Below are 22058 nucleotides of genomic sequence, written 5' to 3'. Positions count from 1 at the left end.
TCAAGAAGGGAATGCACACGCATTCCCATTCAGCGTGGGCGGCGCACACTAAAGTGTGCCGTCTATGTGGCGCACATGGGCCGTTTACCTCCTGCTGTTCGCCGTGCCGTGGCTTGGGTGTGCCTCCGTCCAAGAGGTCCACGATAGGCCGCCCTGGAACGAATGCGATGCTCCGGGTGACGACGTTTGCGTCGGCCTTCTTTGCCAGGGAGCCATGTGTGGCTTCTACCGCTGCGAGGAGCTGCCCGTTGAAGTGGAGTTGGCGCGCTTTCCTCCTGCGCGTCCTCCCGCGGCCGCGGCAGCTCCAGGGCGAGGTCCTCGGCGCAACTGGGGTGGTGGGCAATCGCTTCCCCGTGGCGCGGTCATGGTCTTCCCCAACTGGGACGGCGCGCCCCAGCAGGTCATCCCTCCATCACGTCGGCTCACACCAGGACGCTGGGAGAAGCACCACATTTTTCCTCAAGCGGAGGATCTCGCCCGGTGGTTTGAAGGGCGAGGGGTGAAGATTCATGACTACACGATGCCCATTCCTCGCGAGGTCCACCGGAGAATTCACGGGCCCGGCGGAAATGGCGGCGCCTGGAACAATGCATGGCGTGAATTCAGGGACCGGAAGCAGAACGCGCGCCCTGATGAGATTTTCAAATTCGCAGGAGAGCTCATCCATCGCTTCGAGCTCATCGGAGGGCCCATTCAGCCCTACTATGCCCGGCCCGGAGCATAAGGACCCATGACCCGATTCTTCTGGCTTCGCGAAGACGAAGCGGCGACGTCCGCTTTCAGTGGGGCCTTCAATGCCGTGCACAAGTGGAGTCTGCCCGGAGTGACGTGCTCCGACTGCGGCGCGACATGGAGTTCTTGGGGGTGTCACTATCCCTGCGTAGACCTGTCGAAGCTCCCGGAGCGCGCGGAGTTCGAAAGGGCCCGTCCCGAGCCATACCCTGAGTTCGCGCGTCTCCGAGAACGGGTGCGCCCGCTTGCTCCCGTGAATGCGGTGCTGCCACCGGGCGCGGCTTTCGGCCCGTTGATGGGGACCGCCTCGGGTGAGTTTGGCCCGTTCACATGGCAGGGCACTTCGTTGTTGCTCGTGCGCCGGGATGCCTTGGAGCGGTTGCAAGCGACAGGGGTGCACGGCCTCGTGGGCGCCCGGACGGAACTTCGATTCCGAAAGAAGGACCCGCCAGAGTTGATGGACCTTCAATTGGAGCCGCATGGCCTGTTGCATCGAGACTGCATCCCTTCCGACACGCCCCCGCCGTGCGAGACGTGTGGGCGGCGTGCCTTTGACAGGCCGGAAGAGCCCGTGCTCGACGCCGCCTCGCTTCCGAGCGACGTCGACATCTTCCGGCTCGCCAACTTCACGACGATGATTGTCGGTACGGACCGTTTCGTGGACGCTGTGAAGCGCCTTGGGTTGCCAGGGCTCTCGGCTGAGGAGTTGCCTGTCCGTTGACTTTCAGAGCCGCTACCGGGCGCCCATTCAGCAGGCGCAGCCGGGAGGCTGGCGGCACGTCTTGCTGCAGGAGATGCAGGTGTCTCCACAGGCACACCCGCGGCGGCACACCTTGCAGCATCCGCTCGAGGGCGTGGTCTCGGTGGGAGATTCCGTTGAGTACTTCGCGGGTATCGTGGTGGTGCTTCGTTGCCGGGTGGGCTCGGCTGGCGCTTGCGGCGGCGCTATCGGTGGCGGCGCGGGGACGGCGGCCTTGTCCGCCTGGGGTGGTGGGCTTGGAGGCCGTGTGCCTTGGTTCCCACCGCAAAACGAGACCACCCAACCGATGAACACCACCGTCACGATGGTGGTGACACACCCACTTCCTGTCTGCGTCTTCGCTGCCATGCGCCCCCCGAGGATTGGCGATGGCTGCGACGGTAGAGCCTATTGAGGCCGCGCCGCCCTCCCTCCTGGGAGGTACGGAGTCGGCACCGCGGGACGATGGCGCTTCCTCACCGCCTACCTGCCCACCTCCACCACACCCAGCGGCAATCCGAGCCCATTCACCAGCGCCTCGAAGCGGTGCGGGCCCGCGTAGTGCTTGCGCGTGGTGAGCTGCTCGAAGGACACGCGCTTGCACACCTCCTCCGCCTGTCCCGGCCCCAGCGTCAGCTCGCGCACCTTGAACACCTTGGGGCGCGTCTCGCCATTCGCCTTCTGGAAATGCACGGCGAGGTCCACCACCAGCGTCTGCGGCTTCTTCGAACGGTTGGCCACCTCGAAGTGGACCTCCACCGTTCCCCCCAGCGACGCGCGGCGCGGCAGCTTCGTCACCCGCGCCTCGATGCCCGACGGCGGCTTCGCGCCCACCACCTCCAGCGCCGCCGGTTCCCCGCGCTTGATGGACGAGCGCAGCGCGTGTCGGACCAGCCACTTCCGCTCAGGAGGCGCGTCCCGCATCCACGCCTTCGCCACCTGGACCAGCAGGGCGGGGTGGTCCTTGCCGATGTCATTCAGGTTGTTGGCCACCGAGCGGCGCACGTACAGCGCCGGGTCGTCCTTCAGCCGCTCCAGCAGCGCGAGCACCGGCGTGGGGTCCTTCTGGAACTCACGCAACCGTGATGCCCACGGCAGGCGCGTGCGCGTACCTTCCGAGACCAGTCGACGCACGTGCTCGCTCGGGTCCTCTGTCCACTCGCGCAAACGCGCCAGCGTCTTCGCGGTGTGTCGCTCCAGGTACGGGCGGATGGAGAACTCCGCGGTGAACCGTTGGGTCAGCGCGTGCTGCGCGCGCATGGACGCCTCGAAGTGCGCCAGCGCCAGCCCGTGCTCCGCGATGAACATCGTGTGCGGCAGGTAGAAGAACGACGCCATGGCGCCGCCTTCCGTCAGCTTCGCCTGGGCGCCGAGCGAGCGCAGCAGCACCTCCACGGCTTCCGGGTAATCACTGGGGAGGGCACGGTGCAGTGCGCCAGCGATATGACGCGCCCGGTCCATCAACTCCTGTCCGTCCAGCCCCTTCGCCGCCTCCCGAATGAAGTTCGCGCGAGGGAAGGACGGGGCGGCCTGGTGGAGTGACGCGGCGAGCCGCTCGACGAGCCGGGCATCGAAGAAGGTTTTCAGGGAGTCCGCCATGGTGCGTGCATCCTGGCATGGGCTCTGCGGCACTCCAGTGGGATGTGCGTGCCAGGAGGCGCCAGTGGGTCTGCCGGCGAAGCCTGTTGAAGGCGCACTGGGCAGCTCGCGGTGGCTCTGGTAGGCCCTCGCCCGTGGCGACGCGAATCGGGCAGCACTGGAGTCAGGACCCCTTGAGCGGAACGGTGGCCCCGGAGCCGCGTTCCCTGCGCGAACAACTCGCCTCGGTGCCGGATTCGCTCGCGCTGCTCGAAAGCCTGTTCACCCACTCGCCGGTGCCCTACGCCATCTTCACCGCGGATGGGCACTGCCTGCTCACCAACCCCGCCTTCCTCGAGATGTTCGGCGCGGGGCCGCCCCCCGAGTACAGCCTCTTCCGCGACGAGCTGCTGGTGAAGCTGGGGTACACCAAGCTGCTCATGCGCGCGGTGTCCGGCGAGCGCGTCCAGACGCCCGTCTTCTGGTACGACGTGAAGGAGCTGGAGCACGTGCGCGCGCCCGACGAGGCCCGGCGCATCGCCATCTCCTGCACCGGCTTCCCGTTGGTCGCCTCCAGCGGCGGCGTCACGCACATCGCCGTGGCCTACAAGGACATGACGGCGGAGCTGGCGGCCCGAGAAGCGGCGCAAGCCGAGCGCCGCAACCTGCTCCAGGTCTTCACCCAGGCCCCGGTGGCCATCAACGTGCTGCGCGGCTACGAGCTGCGCTACGAGTTCGCCAACCCGCTCCTCCAGAAGCTCATGGGCGGACGCGAGCTGAACGGGCGCACCCAGGAAGAAGCGATTCCGGACCTGTCACCGGAGCTCTTGAGCCTGCACCGCGGCGTCCTGGAGACAGGCGAGCGCGCCGTCGTGCGGGAGTACCCCGTCACCATCGACTACGAGGGCCACGGGCGCGTCGAGACGAAGTTCTGGAACATCATCTTCGAGCCCCTGCGCGACGAGCGGGACCTGGTGGACGGCCTGGTGACGTTCGCGTTCGACGTCACCGAGCAGGTGCTCGCGCGGCAGGCGGTGGAGAACCAGCAGAAGTGGCTGGAGGCCGTGCTGGACCTGATGCCCGTCCCGGTGGTGATGGCGGACCCGGGCACCGGCGACCTCAACTTCTCCAACGCCGCGGCGGACCGGCTCTACGGCGGGCACATTCCCAAGGACGTGCCCCGTGCCGCCTACGCCCAGCACTTCCACGTGACGGACATGGAGGGCCGGCGGTTGAGCGTGGAGGACATCCCCTCCAAGCGCGCGGCCCGGGGCGAGCGGCTGGAAGGCGTGGAGGTCCATTGGCACACGCCCGCGGGGCAGTGCTCGCTCAGCATCTCCTCGGAGATGCTGCCCGCCATGCACGGCCACCCGTCCGTGGTGGTGATTCCCTTCCTGGACATCACCCGGTTGAAGACGGTGGAGCAGCACCTCCAGGAGGCCGTGCGCGCCCGCGACGAGTTCCTCTCCGTCGCCAGCCACGAGCTCAAGACGCCGCTGACGTCGTTGGGGCTGCGGCTCCAGTCCATGGCGCGCGCCGTGCTGGCGGATCCGGAGTCCGAGCTCGCGCGGCGTCATGGCCGCGAGGTGGAGGCCATGCGCCGGCAGGTGACGCGCCTGTCCGAACTGGTCGACGGCCTGCTCGACGTGTCCCGCATCAGCACGGGCCGGCTGCGCATCCAGTATGAGCCGGTGGACCTGCCCGCGCTCGTGCGCGAGGTGGCCGCGCGCTTCGAGCTGGAGGCCGCCCGCGCGAGCTGCGAGCTGCACGTCACACAGACGGAGGGCTTCACCGGCGCGTGGGACCGGCTGCGGCTGGAGCAGGTGGTGTCCAACCTGCTGTCCAACGCGCTCAAGTACGGCGCGGGGGCGCCGGTCCACATCGACGTGGCGCTTGGTGGGCTGGGTGCCCGGCTGTGGGTGAAGGACCAGGGCATTGGCATCAGCCCGGAAGCGCACGCGCGCATCTTCCAGAAGTTCGAGCGCGCCGTGTCGGAGCGGCACTACGGCGGCATGGGCCTGGGCCTCTACGTGACACGCACGCTGGTGGAGGCCCTGGGCGGCACCATCCAGGTGGTCAGCCAGCCCGACGAGGGCGCCACCTTCCTGGTGGAGCTGCCGCTCCAGCCCGCGAGATAGGTCCCCCACCGCGAGGCGGAGAGGTTATACGGAGGGGGCCGTGCGCCTCCTCGCGCTTCACGTCCACGACTTCCGGAACCTCCCCCAGGTCCAGCTTTCGCCCAGCGCCCACGCCACCATCGCGGTGGGGCAGAACGGGCAGGGCAAGACGAACCTGCTGGAGGCCCTCTACTTCCTCGCCACGCTCAAGCCGCTGCGCGCGGGCCGCTTGTCGGAGCTGGTGCGCTGGGGCTCGCAGGGCGCTCGCGTGACGGGCCGCTTCCTCCTCAAGGGCGCCGAGCGCGAAATCTCCGTGGAGGTGGGCGGCGGCACGCGCCAGGCCTTCGTGGACGGGAAGAAGGCCTCCAGCCTGGAGGACTACTTCGGCGGTGTCTCCGTGGTGGCCTTCACGCCGGATGACCTGGAGGTGGTGAAGGGCGGGCCCGACTCGCGGCGCGGCTTCCTGGACAGGGCGGTGTTCAACCGCTACCCCGCCTTCCTGCGCGAGAGCCGGGAGTACGCGCGCGCCCTGAAGAACCGCAACCGCCTGCTGCGCGAAGGGCACGCGGTGGACGCGGCGTACCTGGACGCCTACGACGAGACGCTGGCGAAGGCGGGCGCGCGCATCTACTCGCGGCGGCGCTCGTTGATGGCGGAGCTGGCGCCGCGCGCGCAGGCGACCTTCGCCTCCATTGGCCGCACGGTGGACCCCGCCGTGTATGGCTACCGCCCCGCGCACCTGGACGGAGACTTCGCCAACGCGGACGAAGCGGCGCTGGCCGCGCTGCTGCGCGAGTGCCTCGCCGGGCGCCTGCGCCGGGACATGGAGCGGGGCTTCACCTCCGTGGGCCCGCATGCGGACGATGTGTCGGTGACGCTGGGGGGCCGCAGCGCGCGGGCCTACGCCAGCCAGGGGCAGCAGCGGGCGCTGGTGCTTGGCTGGAAGATTGCCGAAATCGAGAACCTGGAGGCCGCCATGGGCTTCCTGCCGTTGCTGCTCCTGGACGACGTGTCGAGCGAGCTGGACCCCGAGCGCAACGCGTACCTCATGGGCTACCTGGCCCGGAGCGGCGCGCAGACGGTGCTCACCACCACGGACGGCTCGTTGGTGCGTGGCGCGGCGGCGGACGACACGCTGTGGCTGGACGTGCACGGAGGGCAGGTGGCGGTGCACGTGGATGACGCGGCGCCGCCCGCCGCCTGAGTCACGGCGTCACGCGGCGCCGGTGCCAGGGCCAGTGGACGTGGAAGCGCCGCTCCGAGTGGTGGCGCGGCTCCTCGCCCGGTGACACGTGCTGGAAGAAGGGGAAGCGGTACTCTGCCCAGAGCACGCCGTATGCCGCCGCGAAGAGGAAGGTCGCCATGGGCAGCCACCAGGGCGTGCCAACGGCCACGGCGATGAGCGTCAGCACCAGCAGCGCGATGCCCATGCCCAGCGACACCTCGCGCAGCCGCTTCGACTCGCTGAAGGCCAGTCCCATGGACACCACGGACAGGAGCAGCACGGGGACCGCCAGCCAGTAGCTGTGGCGTGTGTAGAGGTTGGCGATTCCCAGCAAGAAGAGGCCGAAGCCGAAAATCGCGAGTCCGCCGTCCATGGGGTCCTCCGGGGGTTCGTGTTCGGGGCGCGCGCCGAGACAAAGTTGGGGCCGCGTGGCTTCCGCCGGGACTGCCTGGGACAAGGCGCCCGCGAAGATTGGTTGCTGCAGCGGCGAACGGCCGTTGCCGCGCGGCGACGGGAATGTGACGCGGCGAGGCGATTCAGAGGTGTGACAGTGGACGTTTGCTCCCTACCGCACGGCATGGAATTCCTTGCAGGGGGGCGACTTGTGACGCATGACTCGGTCGCAGGGCCGGGAGAGAGCCACGAAGAACGGTGCCATGCTGCGGAAGACGTTGCTGTGCCTGCTGGTGGTCGCACCCCTGACGGGCTGCCATCGGACGACGTTCAAGGATTCCGTCCTCACCAAGTCCGCCGTGCGCTACCGCATTGGCGAGCTCCCCTCGCGATGGGAGCGGGTGTGGCTGGAGGACAACGACCTCGCCTTCGCCGAGGCGGGCACTGGCCGCGCCATCTCCGTCAACGCGACCTGCACGGGACACGATGACCCGTCGCTCCAGGTGCTCACGCGCCACCTGCTGTCGGGCTTCACGGACCGGCAGGAGGTCTCCGCGCTTCCCCTGCCCATGAACGGGCGCGAGGCGCTGCGCAGCCGCTACCTGGCGAAGCTGGACGGCGTGCCCGTGCAGTTGGAGCTGGTGGTGCTGAAGAAGGACAACTGCGTGTTTGACTTCACCTACGTGGCCCCGCCGGGCGCCGCGGCCGACGCGCGCATGGCGGACTTCGACGGGCTGCTCTCCGGCTTCGAGATGGAGCGCCGCGGATGACCACACGGCAGCCCGAGCTGGACGCGGTCATCCCTCACGCGCCCCCGAGCTTGATGGACCGCGCGAAGGAGCGGCTGGAGTCGCTGGGCGCGCTGTCCCGCATGACGGGGCAGGTGTTCAGCCGCGCGGTGCGTCCGCCCTATGACTGGCGCGGGCTCGTGTACCACACCGAGTCGCTGGGCGTGCGCTCGCTGCCCATTGCCCTGCTCACCGCGATGTTCGCGGGGCTCGTCATCTCATTGCAGTTCGGCTACTTCCTGTCGCGCTTCGGCGTGCAGTACACCGTGGGCCGCGTGGTCATCCTCACGCTGTTCCGCGAGCTGGCGCCGGTGCTCACCGCGCTCACCGTGGGCGCGCGCATTGGCAGCGGCATCGCCGCGGAGCTGGGCGCCATGACGGTGACGGAGCAGGTGGACGCCATTCGCGCGCTGGGCGCGGACCCGCTGCGCAAGCTGGTGGTTCCCCGGGTGCTGGCGTGCCTCATCGTGATGCCGGTGCTCACCGTCTTCGCGGACGTGGTGGGGCTGGTGGCGGGCGCGCTGGTGGTGAACTTCCAGTACGCCATCACGCTGAACCTCTTCTTCCAGGGTGCGCTGGACGCGGTGTTGATGCCGGACTTCGCCTCGGGCGTGTTCAAGGGCGCGGTGTTCGGGCTCATCATCGGCCTGGTGGGCTGCTTCCGGGGCCTCACCGTGGAGGGCGGCACGGAGGGCGTGGGCCGCGCCACCACGCAGACGGTGGCCACCACGTCGGTCTCCGTGTGTCTGGCGGACTTCTTCATCACCCAGCTCACGCTGAGCCTGTGACGCGCCATGCGCTCCTCCTCTCCGTCCGCCACCGAGTTCCAGTTCCTCCGGCCCCGCGCGGGTGAGCAGCTCATCTATTTCGAGCACCTGACCAAGGCGTTCGGCGCCAAGCGCGTCTATGACGACATGGACCTGGACGTGCGCGCCGGCGAGACGCTGGTGGTGATGGGCGGCTCGGGCACGGGCAAGAGCGTGCTGCTCAAGTGCCTCATCGGTCTGCTGACGCCGGACACCGGCCGCATCCTCTTCCAGGGGCACGACCTGACGCGCTTCTCGGAGGAGCAGTTCATGCCGGTGCGCCGGCACGTGGCCATGGTGTTCCAGGGCGCGGCGCTCTTCGACTCGCTGAACGTCGGGGAGAACGTGGCGTATCCGCTGCGCGAGCACTTCCCGGACATGCCCGCGGACGAGGTCCGCGCCCGCGTGGCGGAGAAGCTGGCGCTGGTGGACCTGCCCAACACGGAGCGGCTGATGCCCTCCGACTTGTCGGGCGGCATGCGCAAGCGCGTGGGGCTGGCGCGGGCCATCGCCACGGAGCCGGAGGTCATCCTCTGGGATGAGCCCACCACGGGCCTGGACCCCGTCACCACGCAGTCCATCAACGTGTTGATCAACTCGATGAAGACCCGGCTCGGTTGTACCTCCATCGTCGTGACCCACGACATGGTGAGCGCGTTCACCGTGGGAGACCGCATCGCGATGTTGGCCAATCGGAGAATCGTGCAGGTGGGCAATCCGCAGGAGATGCTCCACTCCACCGTCCCGGAGGTGCGGGCCTTCCTCGACGCGCGCCGCGTGGAGCTGTATCCCGGAGGGACGCCATGAGCTTGTTCTCTCCCGCTGGAACCGAGCGCCGTCTGGCGTTTCGCGCGGGGCTCTTCGTCGCCATCGGGCTGGCCGTGGCCAGCGTGGTGGTGATGGTCATTGGCCAGCAGTCGCGGCTGTTCGAAAGCAAGACGACGTACCGCGCCTACTTCGCCAACGTGCAGGGCCTGAGTGACGAATCTCCCGTCTGGCTCGGCGGACTCAATGTGGGCCGGGTGACGGGCATTGTCTTCTCACCCGACCCGAAGGACCCTCGGCTGGAGGTCCAGTTCCAGGTGGCCTCGCGCTACACGGACCGCGTGCGGCAGGACTCGGTGGCGCAGTTGTCCAGCATGGGCGTGCTGGGCGACAAGGCGGTGGACATCTCCCTGGGCAATCCCACGTCGCCGCTGGTGGAGCCGGGCGGGGTGCTCAAGTCGTCCACGAGCGGGGATTTGTCGGCGCTGCTCAATGGCGCCTCGCAGGTGATGGAGAACTCGGTGGCCATCAGCAAGTCGCTGCGGGCCGCGGTGGAGACCTACGCCAACCCGGAGCTGGCCGAAGACGTGACGCGCGGTGTGTCGGCGCTGCGGGCGCTCCTGGAAGAGGTGGCGAAGGGCGAGGGCGTGCTGCACGCGCTCATCTACGACAAGCAGGCCGGGCGCGAGGTGCGGGGCTTGTTGGCGAACGCCTCTCAGGCCGCGGCGCGGGTGGATGGCGCGGTGGGTGAGCTGGAAGGGATTCTGCGCGAGGTGCGCACGGGGGATGGCACCGCGCATGCGCTCGTCTACGGCCAGGATGGCGCGAAGGCGCTGACCGAGCTGGGCTCGGCGGCCGGGCAGCTCGCGGGGCTCATCGAGGACGCGAAGAAGAGCCCCAACGGGGCGGTGCACCAGTTGGTGTACGGCGACGCGAGCGGCATGTTCGCGGACCTGGGCAGCGCGGCGGCGGACCTGAAGCAGATTACGTCCACGGTGGCGAAGGGCGACGGCACGGTGGGCGGGCTCATCAGCGACCCGACGGTGTACGAGGATTTGCGCGAGGTGATTGGCAACGTGAAGCGCAATCGCATCCTCCGCGCGCTGGTGCGCTTCTCCTTGAGCAACCGGGAGGATTTGGACCAGGTGGGCAAGGTGGAGCGCGTGGAGCCCCGGACCGAGGCGCCCGCGACGGCGCCTGCTGGGGAGACGGCGGCTCAGCCCTGATTCGGCTTACTGGGCGCGGGTGGTGGAGTGCAGGCACCGCCCGCCACTTGCCTTCCAGATATGAGGCTTTGGCGCTGACAGGGCCGGTGGAAGCCGAAGCCTGAACCCGACAGTCTATTCAGGCCCGCCGTGGTGGGCCCAGGTGTCAGTCTTTGCAGTGGCTCCTGGCTTTCGTGGGCCTGAGCCATTAAGACGGCGGCCCTCCACCGCGATGAACCCATCCGCCGTCTGCGCTCCCGTTGCCTCCGCGCCCGTGCGCGCCATGTCTCGGATTTGGGCCGGGCGGGCGCTGCTCTTCGTGGGCTTCTTCGCGGCGTTGGCGGCATTCCCTGTCCACACGCCCTTCGATTCCAAGCTGACGCTCCCCACCACGCTGTCGCTGCTGCGGGAGGGGAACCTCGACCTGGACGAGTACGCGCCGACCTTCGAGTCCTATCGCCACGGCCTCTACGAACGCGACGGCCACCTCTACAATTACTTCCCCCTGGGCCCCTCCCTCGCCGCGGTGCCCATGGTGGTGCTGGTGGATGGCTTCGTTCGCCTCGCCACACCCGCGGGCAGTCTCCATCCCGCGCTGGCGCATCCCCTGGCGCACTGGCGCCACCTCTACGACGCGACGGGCCGTGTGGACCTGGATGCGTGGAACGGTCCCCAGCGCCTCTTTGCCTCCGTGCTGACGGCGCTCGCGGGCGTCGTCATGTATGTGCTTGGCACCGCGCTGCACCTGTCTCGCCGCCGCGCGCTGCTGCTGGCCGCCGTCTTCGTCTTCTGCACGCCGCTGCTCTCCACCGCCAGCCGCGCGCTGTGGCAGCACGCCCCCTCCTTGCTGTGCCTCACCGGGGTGTTGCTGGCGCTCGTGCTCGCACGTGAGGCTCCACGCCACGTGGCCTGGGCGGGGATGCTCCTCGCGCTCGCCTACGTCATGAGGCCCACCAACAGCATCTCCGTGCTGCTGCTATCCCTCTACGTGCTGGGGACTTCTCCACGTCACGCGTGGAAGTTCTTCGCGGGCGCGCTCGGGGTGGCCATCCCGTGGGTGACGGTGAACCTCGCTCACTACGGCTCCGTGCTCGCGCCGTACTACGAGCCGCAGCGGCTGGAGCTGTCCGCGTCACGCGTGGCCGAGGCCCTGGCCGGAAACCTCGTGTCGCCCGCCCGCGGGTTGCTCGTCTACACCCCCGTGCTGCTCCTGTGCGCCTGGGGGCTGTGGCTGGACTTCCGCGCCCGCGCCTTCACGCGGCTGCACGCGGTCCTGCTCGCGGTGGTGACGCTGCACTGGGTCGCCATCTCCACCTTCCCGCATTGGTGGGCGGGGCATTCGTATGGTCCGCGCTTCTTCTCGGACATGGTGCCCTTCCTCGTCTTCTTCCTCGTGCCGGTGGTGCGTGCGCTGCGATGGCAAGGCCCCGAGGCCCGGCGCGGACTCACGGCCACCTTCGCGGTGCTCGCCGTGCTGAGCCTGGTCCTCCACGTCCACGGCGCCAGCTCGCGCGCCGTGTACCGGTGGAACAGCTTCCCTCTCGACGTGGACGAACACCCGGAGCGGCTCTGGGATTGGAAGGACCCGCAGTTCCTCGGCCGTCGCTGAGCACGCGCTACACGTCGCGCGCGTGCCGTGCGAGCGCACGCGCCAACTGTCCCGCCACGTCCGAGCCGCCGCGCGCGTCGAAGCCCAGGAACATCGCCGAGCCATTCAGCTCCAGGAACCTGGGCACGCCGTCCCCATCCCGCTTCAGGTCCAACCCCGTCCACCGCAGGCCCAGCACTTCGCACGCCTTCACACAGGCGCTGGCTATGTCCGGGGGCAGCGTCACCGGCTCGATGCGTGCCTCGTGCTGCCGGAAGTCCAGTGACGCCGAGACGACGCGCAGGCTCGCGATGACGGCGCCGTCCAGCACGTACACGCGGAGGTCCTCGCCCGGCAGCAACTCCTGGAAGGTGACGGGCGCGGCGGCCAGCGCGGCGAGACGTTCCTCCGTGAGGTCGTCCTCACACAGCTCCTGCGTGGCCGCGCCCCCCGCGATGGGCTTGTAGGCCACGCGTCCGCTCCGCGCGAAGCGGCGCACGGCCTCCGCGTCATTCGTCCAAAGCGTCCGGGGCACGGGCAGCCCCGCGGCCTGGAGCGCGGCGAGCTGCGCGGGTTTGTGCATCCCCCAGTCGGCGGAGGGCGGGTTGTACAGCGGCACGCCCAGGCGCTCCCAGCGTCCCAAGACGCCGAGCAGCAGCGCGCTCTTCTCTCGAAACGCGGTGAGCGTGGTGCGCCAGTCCGCGTCCATGGCGTCGTGCGCTTCCACCTTCGCGGCCAGCGGGTGCGCATGAAGACCGCGCACGTACACGGCGGCGGGCCGTCCCACTTCGCGCCCGTCCACCACGATGCCGGCCAGGTCCTCCGTGAGCGACAGCCGCGTCTCCTCGGGGAACGCGAGCGTGTCCACCACCAAGGCGTCCACGTCCTCGGCGTGGAGCCTGCGCGCCACCTCTTGGACATGGGCATCCGCGCGCGAGCCCACCAACACCACCGTGCCTCCGCGCCTGGGCGCCATCAGCGTTGCAGGTCGTCGCCGCTGTCGGACTCCTCACCCACTTTCATCGTCGTCACGGGGTCGGTCTGCTGGGGGCGAGGCCCGGCGGACGTCGGCGCCCAGTCCCGGATGAACAGCACGCGAGGCGGCTTCGATGGACGTGGCTTGGGCATGGTGAGGACACGATGGGGCCGCACCCGTGGGGACGCATCGGCGTGGGGTGTCCGGTGACTCGGATGTGTCAGGCACCGGTCGGTCGGGCGCCCGTGGGGCTTCGTCCCTCGCGACCCGGAAAGGTTTGCCATTCTTTCCGGTGACTTCTCCCGGGTGCCTGGGCTCCAATCCCGCCCATGAAAGCACTTGCCCTGCGTGAGGACCGCTTCCTCGATGTGCTCCGGAAGCTCATCGCCCTGACTCCGAAGCTGCAGAACAACCCTGGCGCGGGGCTCGTGCCCGAGGAGCGCCTGGCCGCGCAGGTGGTGTTGGACACCCTGGCGCCGCACATCGAGAGCGGCTTCATCCAGGCGGAGTCCATCGCCGGGCCTGGACAGCAAGCGCGTCCCTGTCTGGTGCTCACCATTCCGGGCGAGGGTGAGGGCGCCATCGGCTTCGTTGGCGCGCACTTCGACGTCGTCCCCGCCGACCAGAAGGCGGAGGGCTGGGATCGCGACCCCTTCACGTTGTGGGAGGGCCCGGGCGGCGTGCTCTACGGCCGTGGCGTCACCGACTGTCTGGGCCACGTCGCCGTGCTGACGGACCTGGTGGCCCAGCTCGCGGAACGCAAGGTGCGCCCCAGCCGCACGCTGAAGGTGGTGCTCATCTCCAACGAGGAGTCGTCCGAGCTGCCCGGCCTGGGCCTCAACTACGTGGCCGAGCAGGGGAAGTTGAAGCCGCTGGATGGGCAGCCGGTGTACTGGCTCGACAGCGCGAACTTCGGCCCCACGCTGGGCACCGCGGGCGTCACGTTGTGGGAGCTGAAGGTGACGGGCGTGGGCGGCCACTCCGGCATGCCGCAGAACTGCGTCAACGCGCTGGAGCTGGGCATGGCCGCGTCGCTGGAGCTGGCCCGCTTCTTCCACGAGCGCTTCCCGCCCACGGAGGACGAGAAGCGCTGGGGCTTTCTGTCATCCTCCAGCCTCAAGGCCACGGTGGTGGAGGCCCCCAATACCAAGGAGACGAAGGTCCCCGCCGACGTCGTCATCCGCGGCGACATCCGGCTCACGCCTTTCTACGATTTGGCGAAGGTGCAGCAGGAGGTGGAGGGCTTCATGCGGGAGCTGGACGCGCGGCTGGAGCGCGGCGACGCCCCGGCCCACTTTCCTCACGCGCGCACGGCGGGCGGCAAGCGCGGCACGCTGGCGTTCCGCTTCCAGGGGACGGGCACCGAGGGCATCGCCTGCCGGTTGGACTCCGACGGCCTGCGCGCGCTGAAGGAGGCGATGCAGGTGGTTCGCGGCGTGGCGGCGACGCCCTTCTCGCTCACCGGCTCGCTGCCGCTGGTGAGGGACCTGCAACGTCAGGGCTGCGACGTGCAAATCACCGGCTTCGGGGACATGCAGTACTACCACGCCCCCAACGAGCAGGCCCGGCTGGAGGACTTCCGACAGGGCTTCGCGATTCTCCGCGAGCTGCTGGTCCGCCTGTAGGCCTCCGGAGCGCATCGGGCGGCTCGCTGTTCGGAAATGTCGGGGGTTTTGCGCCGCGAATGTCCCGACATTTCCGAACAGTGGCCCGGTCGCCCCGCCCCCGGCGGCACATGTGCGTGGACAGCGCGACCGGGGGCCGCCACAGTCGAACCGGGGCCGTGGGCATCTCCGTCCACGGCGGACGTGTGAGAGGAGCGGTGACACCGTGAGAGATTTGCTGATGATTCCGGGGCCGGTGGAGTTCGAGCCGGAGGTGCTCCAGGCGCTCGGCGCGCCCACGCTCAGTCACACGGATCCGGCCTTCATCGCCCTCTTCGGCCGGGCGCTGAAGCGGCTGCGCGAGGTGTGCCTGGCGCCGTCCGCGCAGCCCTTCGTCGTCTCCGGCTCCGGCACGCTGGCCATGGAGCTGGCGGTGGCCAACCTGGTGGAGCCCGGTGACGCGGCGCTGGTGGTGAACACCGGCTATTTCAGCGACCGGATGGCGAAGATTCTCGAGCGCCACGGCGCGAAGGTGACGCACGTGCGCGCGCCGCCGGGCGACGTGCCCTCCCTGGACGAGGTGGAGACGCACCTGTCCCAGGGCGGCTTCAAGCTGCTGTCCATCACCCACGTGGACACGTCCACGGGCGTGCTCGCGCCGGCGGAGCCGCTGGTGCGCGCGGCGCGCAAGCACGGGGTGCTGTCGGTGGTGGACGGCGTGTGCGCCACCGCGGCGGAGACCTTCCGCCAGGACGCGTGGGAGGCGGACGTGTACCTCACCGCCAGCCAGAAGGCGGTGGGTGTGCCGCCCGGGCTGGCGCTGCTCACCGTGGGGCCCCGGGCCATGGAGGCGTGGCGCAAGCGTCGCGCGCCGGTGGCCAGTGTCTACGCGGACTTCGCGGAGTGGCTGCCCATCATGGAGGCCTACGAAGCGGGCAAGCCGGCCTACTTCGCCACGCCGCCGGTGAACCTGGTGGCGGCGCTGGACGTGAGCCTGGGACAGATTCTGGCCGAGGGCATGGAGGCCCGCTTCGCCCGGCACCAGCGCATGGCGCGGGCCTTCCGTGCGGGGTGGAAGGCGTTGGGGCTGCGGCTGCTGCCCACGTCCGAGGCCGTGGCCGCCAACACCTTGAGCGCCGTGTACTACCCGGAAGGTGTGGACGCGGCGCTGGTGGGCGGGGTGAAGGGGCAGGGTGTCGTGGTGGCCGGTGGCCTGCACCCGGACCTGAAGACGCGCTACTTCCGCGTGGGCCACATGAACCGCGTGGGCCCCGCGGACGTCCTATCCACCGTGGGGGCGCTGGAGCGCGCCTTGGCCGCCGCGGGTCACCGGGCCGAGCCCGGGGCTGGCGTTGCCGCCGCGCAGGCGTCCTTGCTTGCGGGGTGAGCTGACAAAGGGGCTTTTCCACCGGATTACGTTGGCTGGTGGATGCTTCTCTCGGCCCCCGGGGCGAAACGAGTTTGGTTCGACAGTACCGTAAAAATATGCGACTGTTGGCTTCCCGGAAGTGGGGGGAATCCAGGGAGCCCGGAAGCATCCGCGAGGTCAGGTGGCGGCGTGTTCCCCGGGTGACCTGTTGGGTCCCCTCGGGGAGATGACCATGTACGCGGGTTATGAATCGAGCTCGGGTGGCGGCGCGGCCTGGGAGCTGGAATTGCGCCGGCTGGCGGCCACGGACGACGACATGGCCCGGGGCATGTTCTTCCAGGGCACGCTGGACGTCGTGGGTTTCCTGGGCGGCGATGGCGCCGTGGCCCGCTGCAAGGGCGTGGCGGGCATGTGGGAAATCAACCTCCTGCACCTGTACCCCATCTCCCGTTATCTCCGGATGTCGTCGACGGCGGCGCGGTTGCTGGCGCCGCAGTTGGACGGCTTCGAAGGCGTGCTGCGCCGCATGGGCACGCAGGCCACGGTGGACTTCGTGGCCTCCATGTTCGGCCGCGAGCTGATGCGCACGGCCAACGGCAAGCCGCGGCACCTGTTGGAGTCGTTGGGCGAGGCCTATCTGGCCGCGGTGACGTACGGCGAGCGCTACCCGGTGTGGACGGGGGAGACGAGCGCCCGCTTCATCATGCGTCGCGACTTCATGCCGGCCGCCTACCACGAGGGTGTGTTGCACGGCGTGCTGGAGGCCGTGGGGGCGCGAGAGGTCCGGGTCCACGGCCGGCAAGTCGGCCTGCTCGACAGCGAGTACGAGCTTTCCTGGAAGTAGCGTGATGTCTCAGGGCCCTCGAGGCGGCGGACGCCTCGGGCCTCGCGTTCAGCGTGGGGCGTTTCCGAATCCATGGGCCGTGTGCGGCCCTGGAAAACCGGTGTGACGCCGCCTGGACGTTCACCAGCCATCGGTCGGAATCGCTGCGCGTGCGCTTCGTCACATCGCTACGGGCGCATCCCCGTTACTGTGCCCGGTGTCGGGGTGTTTGTTTCCGTGTGGCGGGACCTGGGCCTGGCGAGCGTGCGAAGCACTGCTTCGCGCGAGCGGGACGAGCGATAAGCTCGGATGTATCCAAGGTCCGCGTCACGGCTCGTCCAGCGTGGCCGTTGGTGAAGAAAAGGAGAGGCGTGAGTGAGCCGGCCGTTGCTGGTGGTGGATGACGACGCGGACCTGCGGGAGGCCCTGGAGGAGGTACTGCGTGACGCGGGGTACACCGTCCTGGGAGCGAGCAACGGCAAACACGCCCTGGAGGTGCTGGGCGGCGCGTCCGAGCTGCCCGGGCTCGTCCTCCTGGACATGATGATGCCCATCATGGACGGCGGCGGTTTCGCGCGGGCCATGCGGCAGGTCCCCGCCTGGCGCGACATCCCCGTGCTCGTGTTCTCCGCGTCCGCCAACGCGCGCCAGGTCGCGGACGAGATTGGCGCTTGCGGACATCTGCGCAAGCCCGTGGACGTGGAGACATTGCTGGACGCGGTCGGCAAGCATCTGACGGCCTGAAGCAGGCGGGCGTGTGCCCGGCGACGCCGCGAGTCGCCCTCCGTTGACGCATGTGGATCAGGTTGGTAAGTGCCAGCTTAACACTTTACGTGGAGGGCCGGATGCACACCAACGCACTCGCGCTGCTGATTCTGCAGCTCATCGTCATCATTGGCTTGTCGCGGCTGATTGGCCGTGGCGCGCGGTGGTTGGGGCAACCGTTGGTCATCGCGGAGGTGGTGGCCGGTATCGTCCTGGGGCCGTCGCTGCTGGGGTGGCTGGCGCCGGATGTGATGAATTCGTTGTTCCCGGCCTCATCCATGCCCGTGCTGACGCTGCTCAGCCAGGTGGGCCTGGTGCTGTTCATGTTCCTCATCGGCCTGGAGCTGGACCCCCAGCTCCTCAAGGGCCGGGGGCACACGTCGGTGGCCATCAGCCACTCGAGCATCGTCGTGCCCTTCGCGCTGGGCGCGGGCGCGGGCGCGTTGTGGCTCTACAAGAGCCTGTCGTCGCCGGAGGTGCCGTTCTCGTCGTTCGTGCTCTTCATGGGCGTGGCGATGAGCATCACCGCCTTCCCGGTGCTCGCGCGCATCCTGACCGAGCGCGGGTTGCTCCAGTCGAAGGTGGGGACGGTGGCCATCGCCTGTGCGGCGGTGGATGACGTCACCGCGTGGTGCTTGCTGGCCTTCGTCGTGTCCATCGTCCGCGCGTCGAGCCTGGCGCAGGCGGGGCTCACCACGGTGCTGGCGCTGGCCTACATCGTCTTCATGTTGATGGTGGTGAAGCCCTTCCTCGCTCGGCTGGGCGCGCGGGTGGCCAGCCGCGAGGGCCTGACCCAGAACGTGGTGGCCGTCACGCTGGTGATGTTGCTGGCGTCCGCGGGCGTGACGGAGCTCATCGGCATCCATGCCCTCTTCGGCGCCTTCCTCTTCGGCGCGGTGATTCCGAAGGAGGGCCGGCTGGCGGAGTCCCTGGCGGAGCGCCTGGAGGACGTGGCGGTGGTGTTGCTGCTGCCCGTCTTCTTCGCCTTCAGCGGTCTGCGCACGCAGATCGGCCTGTTGAACACCGCCGAGGATTGGGTGACCTGCGGCGTCATCATCGTGCTGGCCTGTTTGGGGAAGTTCGGCGGCAGCGCGGTGGCGGCGCGGATGACGGGCCTGCGATGGCGCGAGGCGAGCGCCATTGGCATCCTGATGAACACGCGCGGGCTGATGGAGCTCATCGTGCTCAACATCGGCCTGGATTTGGGGGTCATCTCGCCCCAGCTCTTCACCATGATGGTGCTGATGGCGTTGGTGACGACGTTCATCACCACGCCGCTGCTGCGGTGGATCTACCCGACGGAGGAGCTGGCCCGGGACCGCGTGGTGGTTCCGATGCCGGTGGAGCCAGGGGCTGTGCCCTACAGCGTGTTGATGTGCGTGTCCCACGGGCAGGCGGGGCCGGGCATGGCCACGCTGGCGCGCTCGCTGACGGGCGCGGAAGAGGGTGCGCAGTTGCATGCCCTGCACCTGGTGTCGCCGGAGCGCGCGTCGCTGCGGCCCGAGCAGCAGCGGGACCCGGAGGAGGACAGCGCGCTGACGCCGCTCTTGTGGCGGGCCGAAAGCCTGGGGCTCTCCGTGCGGCCGCTGTCGTTCGTCTCCGGGGAGCCGGCGCAGGACATCTGCCGCACGGCCAAGGCCCGGCGCGCGGACCTGGTGCTGCTGGGCTGGCACAAGCCGCTCTTCAGTCAGACGGTGTTGGGCGGCACGGTGCATGAGGTGATGCAGGAGGCCAGCGGCCCGGTGGCGGTCCTGGTGGACCGGGGGTTGGCGGACATCAAGCGCGTGCTGGTGCCCTTCATCGGCAGCCAGCATGACCGCGCGGCGCTGGCGTTGGCGCGGCGGCTGATGAAGCAGTCCGGCGCCGAGGTGACGGTGCTGCACGTGACGGCGGACCTGGGCGGCCATGGTGGGGCCCGGGCGCAGGTGGAGGAGTTGTTCCCGTCCACCGAGGGCGGCGTGGTGCTGAAGGTGGTTCGCAGCGACGCGCCCGACGAGGCCGCGCTCGAGGAGGCGCGCCACGGCTATGACCTGGTCATCGTAGGCGTGGGGGCACAGTGGGGACTCGAGGACAAGGTCTTCGGTCTGCATCGCGAGCGCATCGTCCGGGACGCCCCCGGGTCGCTGCTGGTGGTGTGCGACCCGGCGCCGGCGTCGGCGGCGGAGGCCACCCCCGAGGCCGCCGACAATGGCCCCCACGCGGCCCGAGCGCTGCCCGTGAGGAGCTGATGCATCTGGGAGCCACCCTCCGGTTGTTGCGCGTGGACGCGGGCCTGTCCCTGCGGGATTTGGCCCGCCGCATCGGCGTGTCCAGTGCCTACCTCAGCCGCGTGGAGAACGGCGTGGACGCGCCGCCCACGCCCGAGCGCCTGACGGCAATCGCCCGCGAGCTGGACGTTCCGCCCGCGCTGTTGATGGACGTGGCCAACCGCGTGAGCCCCTATGTCGCCGGGTACCTGGAAGAGGTGCCGGGCGCCGGGGCGCTCTTCCTGGAGATTGCCCGGCGGAGGCTGTCCGGGGGGCAGCTCGCCCGGGTGCGTGACTTCCTGGACGCGGAGTTTCCGGTGCGCGGCACCCGGACGGACACCCCCGTGCCGCCGCTCGCGCCGCTCCTGGCGCCGGAGCGGATGGTGCTCCAGTTGTCCTGCTCGGGCTGGGATGACGTGTTGGACGTGGTCGCCGAGCGTCTGGCGTCAGGGCGCCCCGGCGTGGACGCGGCGCTGCTGGTGAAGGGCCTGCGGGAGCGTGGGGAAGAGTCCTCGTGCGCGGTGGGCTCGGGCGTGGCGGTGCCCCATGCCTTCATGCCGGGGCTGGCGCCCGCGGCTGCCCTGGTGACGCTGGCCAAGCCCCTGAAGGGGGACACGCCGGATGGCCAGCCCTTGAGGTTGGTGGTGGCGGCGCTGGATGGTGGCCACGGCAGCGTCCGGTTGGTGCGTCTGGCGCACGTGGCGCGGCTGGCCGCCTACGGACTGGCGGATCGGCTGATGGAGCTGCGCCAGCCAGCCCAGGTGCTCTCCGCGCTGTCGGAGCTGGAGGCGCTGCGCTGACTCACGCGCCGGTCGGGGCCCGCGGCTGAATCACTCTCCCGCGCGTCCCCAGTTCTCCCAAGCGCCCAGGTCGCGGTAGCCCAGGCGTTGGTAGAGGGGCTTCGCCTCGTCGGCGGCTCATTCCCCCGCGCGGCCCCAGTTCTTCCAAGCGCGCAGGTCGCGGTTGCTCAGGCGCAGGTAGAGGGGCTTCGCCTCGTCGGCGGCTCACCCACCCGCGCGGCCCCAGTTCTCCCAAGCGCCCAGGTCGCGGTAGCCCAGGCGTTGGTAGAGGGGCTTCGCCTCGGGCGTGGCCTGGAGCACCGCGGCCTTCATCCCTCGGGCCCGGGCGTGGTGGTGCAGGCCGTGCATCACCTGCGCGGCCAGGCCCCGGCCCCGCGCCTCGGGCACCGTGGCGACCATGTAGATGCCCGTGGTGTCCCCCACGTCCCGGGCCATTCCACACGCCAGCGGGGCGCCGCCCTCCTTCACCACCAGCGTGTGCACCGCGAGCCGGGGCGGGCGCAGCCAGACATCGAGCTGTCCGCCCAGCGCGCTCCAGGTGCGCTTGTTGATGGCCACCATGTCGTCCTGTGTCTCGGAGGCCTCCAGGGGGAGGGCGGGCCGGGTGTCCGGGATGTCCTCCAGCGCCAGCCCCATGGCATCCATCCGGACCGGGTCGGGGCGGAAGCCCGCGCCCTCCAGCACCCGTCGGCCGTCGGCGTCACCGGGCAGCAGCGCCACGCGCCACGCGGGGATGGCCAGCCCCCGGAAAAAATCCTCCAGGGCGGGCAGGGCCACGGCCAGCGCCCCGGCGTCGTGGAAGTACACCTGATGGAAGCGCAGGTGGTCCGGGCGCTCCGGGATGGAGAAGGCCTCCACGCCCGGAAGGCCCAGGTGCCGCAGCGTGCCCCGCTCCCGCTGCAGGTGCTTGAAGTCGATGACGTTCAGCAACAGGCGCGCGGTCAGCTCGGCATTCGTCATGGCGCGTCCGAGCGTAGGACCGCTCCGCCCGGCGGAGAACACACGCGGCGCTCAAAACCGCGCACCCGGGCGCTGGGAGGATTAGGGTGCGGGGGCACTCATGAGCAGCCCGCGCTTCTACGCCTTTGACCCTCGCGCCACCCGCATCGCCTTGTTCGTGGGCGCGTGCGTGCTGGCCGTCCTGACGGCCTGGGCCCTGGCCGATGCCCGCTCCGAAGGCGGCGTCCAGTCCATGGCCCGCGCCGGCGTCTCGGCGGGCCTGATGTTGACCTTCCTGGTGTCCTTCCACCGCCTGCGGCCGCGCTCCGGTTGGGGCGTCACGCTGGACGCGCGGGGCGTGCGCGTGGCCCGTCCCTTCAGCCCGCGGGAGCTGGACCTGCACTGGGGGCAGATTGACCACGTGCGCCGGATTGGCCGGAAGGGGGGCGTGCTCGCCCTGTTCCTCAAGGAGGAAGGCCGAGTGCTCGTCACCCGGCATCTCTTCGCCCGGAAGGCTGTTTTCGAGGAGTTGATCGCGGCGCTGGAGGAGCGTCTCCCGCCGCCTCGTTTCGACGCCTGAACACCCCGTTTCCCGGGGCG

21 protein-coding genes are annotated in these 22058 nt (G+C 69.6%); 16 read left to right on the top strand and 5 right to left on the bottom strand.

Translation table 11 applies throughout. The annotated features are described in order from the left end of the window. The first annotated feature begins 64 nt into the window (after nucleotides 1-64). Nucleotides 65-724 carry a SitA6 family polymorphic toxin lipoprotein gene (gene sitA6 / locus A176_RS32770; RefSeq protein ID WP_044890187.1) on the top strand — a complete coding sequence of 220 codons (660 nt, stop codon included), beginning with the start codon at nucleotides 65-67 and terminating at the stop codon, nucleotides 722-724. 6 nt (nucleotides 725-730) lie between these two features. Then, the gene (sitI6, locus tag A176_RS32765; protein ID WP_044890186.1) at nucleotides 731-1453 is read left to right on the top strand and encodes a SitI6 family double-CXXCG motif immunity protein; all 723 of its coding nucleotides are present in this window, start codon (nucleotides 731-733) and stop codon (nucleotides 1451-1453) included. A gap of 501 nt (nucleotides 1454-1954) precedes the next feature. Here sitI6 and A176_RS32760 read toward each other — a convergent pair. Further along, complete coding sequence (locus A176_RS32760) at nucleotides 1955-3070, bottom strand: DNA alkylation repair protein (RefSeq protein WP_002639701.1); 1116 nt, start codon at nucleotides 3068-3070, stop codon at nucleotides 1955-1957. A 173-nt stretch (nucleotides 3071-3243) separates the two neighbouring features. Here A176_RS32760 and A176_RS32755 point away from each other — a divergent pair, with 173 nt between their 5' ends. After that, nucleotides 3244-5187: a PAS domain-containing sensor histidine kinase gene (locus A176_RS32755; protein WP_002639702.1), complete on the top strand. Its 1944-nt coding sequence runs from the start codon at nucleotides 3244-3246 to the stop codon at nucleotides 5185-5187. Nucleotides 5188-5227: 40 nt separating this feature from the next. After that, complete coding sequence (recF, locus tag A176_RS32750; protein WP_002639703.1) at nucleotides 5228-6370, top strand: DNA replication/repair protein RecF; 1143 nt, start codon at nucleotides 5228-5230, stop codon at nucleotides 6368-6370. A 1-nt stretch (nucleotide 6371) separates the two neighbouring features. Here the strand turns inward: recF and A176_RS32745 are convergent, their stop codons facing one another. Further along, entirely contained in the window at nucleotides 6372-6764 is a 393-nt protein-coding gene (locus A176_RS32745) for a hypothetical protein (RefSeq protein WP_002639704.1), read from the bottom strand. A gap of 283 nt (nucleotides 6765-7047) precedes the next feature. Between A176_RS32745 and A176_RS32740 the strand changes: the two genes are divergently transcribed. The 5 genes from A176_RS32740 (at nucleotide 7048) to A176_RS32720 (ending at nucleotide 11957) form a co-directional block, all read left to right on the top strand. Continuing rightward, entirely contained in the window at nucleotides 7048-7554 is a 507-nt protein-coding gene (locus A176_RS32740; protein WP_002639705.1) for a hypothetical protein, read from the top strand. Next, the gene (locus tag A176_RS32735) at nucleotides 7551-8360 is read left to right on the top strand and encodes an MlaE family ABC transporter permease (protein ID WP_002639706.1); all 810 of its coding nucleotides are present in this window, start codon (nucleotides 7551-7553) and stop codon (nucleotides 8358-8360) included. Before A176_RS32740 ends, A176_RS32735 begins: the two co-directional genes overlap by 4 nt. Before the next feature lie 6 nt (nucleotides 8361-8366). Continuing rightward, nucleotides 8367-9185: an ABC transporter ATP-binding protein gene (locus tag A176_RS32730; protein WP_002639707.1), complete on the top strand. Its 819-nt coding sequence runs from the start codon at nucleotides 8367-8369 to the stop codon at nucleotides 9183-9185. After that, a complete protein-coding gene (locus A176_RS32725) occupies nucleotides 9182-10369 on the top strand; it encodes an MlaD family protein (RefSeq protein ID WP_002639708.1) in 1188 nt (395 codons plus the stop codon). The genes A176_RS32730 and A176_RS32725 overlap by 4 nt, the downstream gene beginning before the upstream one ends. 211 nt (nucleotides 10370-10580) lie before the next feature. Next, nucleotides 10581-11957 (top strand): hypothetical protein, encoded by a 1377-nt coding sequence (locus tag A176_RS32720; protein WP_002639709.1) that lies wholly within the window; start codon nucleotides 10581-10583, stop codon nucleotides 11955-11957. Nucleotides 11958-11964: 7 nt separating this feature from the next. On the opposite strand, the gene A176_RS32715 is transcribed toward A176_RS32720, so the two are convergent. Both A176_RS32715 and A176_RS39175 read right to left on the bottom strand, forming a co-directional pair. After that, the gene (locus tag A176_RS32715) at nucleotides 11965-12912 is read right to left on the bottom strand and encodes an ATP-grasp domain-containing protein (protein ID WP_044890184.1); all 948 of its coding nucleotides are present in this window, start codon (nucleotides 12910-12912) and stop codon (nucleotides 11965-11967) included. Further along, nucleotides 12912-13064, bottom strand: coding sequence for a hypothetical protein (locus tag A176_RS39175; protein WP_158513120.1), 153 nt, complete (start codon nucleotides 13062-13064; stop codon nucleotides 12912-12914). Before A176_RS39175 ends, A176_RS32715 begins: the two co-directional genes overlap by 1 nt. A 177-nt stretch (nucleotides 13065-13241) precedes the next feature. On the opposite strand from A176_RS39175, the gene A176_RS32710 reads away from it, so the two are divergent. The 6 genes from A176_RS32710 (at nucleotide 13242) to A176_RS32685 (ending at nucleotide 20519) form a co-directional block, all read left to right on the top strand. Beyond that, entirely contained in the window at nucleotides 13242-14537 is a 1296-nt protein-coding gene (locus tag A176_RS32710) for a M20/M25/M40 family metallo-hydrolase (protein ID WP_002639712.1), read from the top strand. Between the two features lie 205 nt (nucleotides 14538-14742). Next, nucleotides 14743-15903 carry a pyridoxal-phosphate-dependent aminotransferase family protein gene (locus A176_RS32705; RefSeq protein WP_002639713.1) on the top strand — a complete coding sequence of 387 codons (1161 nt, stop codon included), beginning with the start codon at nucleotides 14743-14745 and terminating at the stop codon, nucleotides 15901-15903. Nucleotides 15904-16117: 214 nt separating this feature from the next. After that, complete coding sequence (locus tag A176_RS32700; RefSeq protein WP_002639714.1) at nucleotides 16118-16729, top strand: DUF2378 family protein; 612 nt, start codon at nucleotides 16118-16120, stop codon at nucleotides 16727-16729. Between the two features lie 354 nt (nucleotides 16730-17083). Then, nucleotides 17084-17452: a response regulator gene (locus A176_RS32695; protein WP_002639715.1), complete on the top strand. Its 369-nt coding sequence runs from the start codon at nucleotides 17084-17086 to the stop codon at nucleotides 17450-17452. A 101-nt stretch (nucleotides 17453-17553) separates the two neighbouring features. Continuing rightward, on the top strand, nucleotides 17554-19701 hold the full coding sequence (locus tag A176_RS32690) for a cation:proton antiporter domain-containing protein (protein WP_002639716.1): 2148 nt from the start codon (nucleotides 17554-17556) through the stop codon (nucleotides 19699-19701). Further along, nucleotides 19701-20519: a helix-turn-helix domain-containing protein gene (locus A176_RS32685; protein ID WP_002639717.1), complete on the top strand. Its 819-nt coding sequence runs from the start codon at nucleotides 19701-19703 to the stop codon at nucleotides 20517-20519. Before A176_RS32690 ends, A176_RS32685 begins: the two co-directional genes overlap by 1 nt. A 204-nt stretch (nucleotides 20520-20723) precedes the next feature. Here the strand turns inward: A176_RS32685 and A176_RS32680 are convergent, their stop codons facing one another. Further along, nucleotides 20724-21479, bottom strand: coding sequence for a GNAT family N-acetyltransferase (locus A176_RS32680; protein WP_021781295.1), 756 nt, complete (start codon nucleotides 21477-21479; stop codon nucleotides 20724-20726). Between the two features lie 100 nt (nucleotides 21480-21579). On the opposite strand from A176_RS32680, the gene A176_RS32675 reads away from it, so the two are divergent. Continuing rightward, nucleotides 21580-22038 carry a hypothetical protein gene (locus tag A176_RS32675; protein WP_002640223.1) on the top strand — a complete coding sequence of 153 codons (459 nt, stop codon included), beginning with the start codon at nucleotides 21580-21582 and terminating at the stop codon, nucleotides 22036-22038. The last annotated feature ends 20 nt before the right edge of the window (nucleotides 22039-22058 follow it).

It is taken from the genome of Myxococcus hansupus (assembly GCF_000280925.3).
GTDB lineage: Bacteria > Myxococcota > Myxococcia > Myxococcales > Myxococcaceae > Myxococcus > Myxococcus hansupus.
This window is presented reverse-complemented; position numbering and strand designations above follow the sequence as displayed.

Bases quoted from the DNA above. Each gene is read 5' to 3' on its own strand.
- A176_RS32760 (WP_002639701.1), bottom strand. From the start codon at position 3,070: ATGGCGGACTCCCTGAAAACCTTCTTCGATGCCCGGCTCGTCGAGCGG.
- sitA6 (WP_044890187.1), top strand. From the start codon at position 65: ATGTGGCGCACATGGGCCGTTTACCTCCTGCTGTTCGCCGTGCCGTGG.
- A176_RS32710 (WP_002639712.1), top strand. From the start codon at position 13,242: ATGAAAGCACTTGCCCTGCGTGAGGACCGCTTCCTCGATGTGCTCCGG.
- A176_RS32685 (WP_002639717.1), top strand. From the start codon at position 19,701: ATGCATCTGGGAGCCACCCTCCGGTTGTTGCGCGTGGACGCGGGCCTG.
- A176_RS39175 (WP_158513120.1), bottom strand. From the start codon at position 13,064: ATGCCCAAGCCACGTCCATCGAAGCCGCCTCGCGTGCTGTTCATCCGG.
- A176_RS32730 (WP_002639707.1), top strand. From the start codon at position 8,367: ATGCGCTCCTCCTCTCCGTCCGCCACCGAGTTCCAGTTCCTCCGGCCC.
- A176_RS32740 (WP_002639705.1), top strand. From the start codon at position 7,048: ATGCTGCGGAAGACGTTGCTGTGCCTGCTGGTGGTCGCACCCCTGACG.
- A176_RS32735 (WP_002639706.1), top strand. From the start codon at position 7,551: ATGACCACACGGCAGCCCGAGCTGGACGCGGTCATCCCTCACGCGCCC.
- A176_RS32680 (WP_021781295.1), bottom strand. From the start codon at position 21,479: ATGACGAATGCCGAGCTGACCGCGCGCCTGTTGCTGAACGTCATCGAC.
- A176_RS32720 (WP_002639709.1), top strand. From the start codon at position 10,581: ATGAACCCATCCGCCGTCTGCGCTCCCGTTGCCTCCGCGCCCGTGCGC.
- A176_RS32675 (WP_002640223.1), top strand. From the start codon at position 21,580: ATGAGCAGCCCGCGCTTCTACGCCTTTGACCCTCGCGCCACCCGCATC.
- A176_RS32690 (WP_002639716.1), top strand. From the start codon at position 17,554: ATGCACACCAACGCACTCGCGCTGCTGATTCTGCAGCTCATCGTCATC.
- A176_RS32700 (WP_002639714.1), top strand. From the start codon at position 16,118: ATGTACGCGGGTTATGAATCGAGCTCGGGTGGCGGCGCGGCCTGGGAG.
- A176_RS32715 (WP_044890184.1), bottom strand. From the start codon at position 12,912: ATGGCGCCCAGGCGCGGAGGCACGGTGGTGTTGGTGGGCTCGCGCGCG.
- A176_RS32725 (WP_002639708.1), top strand. From the start codon at position 9,182: ATGAGCTTGTTCTCTCCCGCTGGAACCGAGCGCCGTCTGGCGTTTCGC.
- sitI6 (WP_044890186.1), top strand. From the start codon at position 731: ATGACCCGATTCTTCTGGCTTCGCGAAGACGAAGCGGCGACGTCCGCT.
- A176_RS32745 (WP_002639704.1), bottom strand. From the start codon at position 6,764: ATGGACGGCGGACTCGCGATTTTCGGCTTCGGCCTCTTCTTGCTGGGA.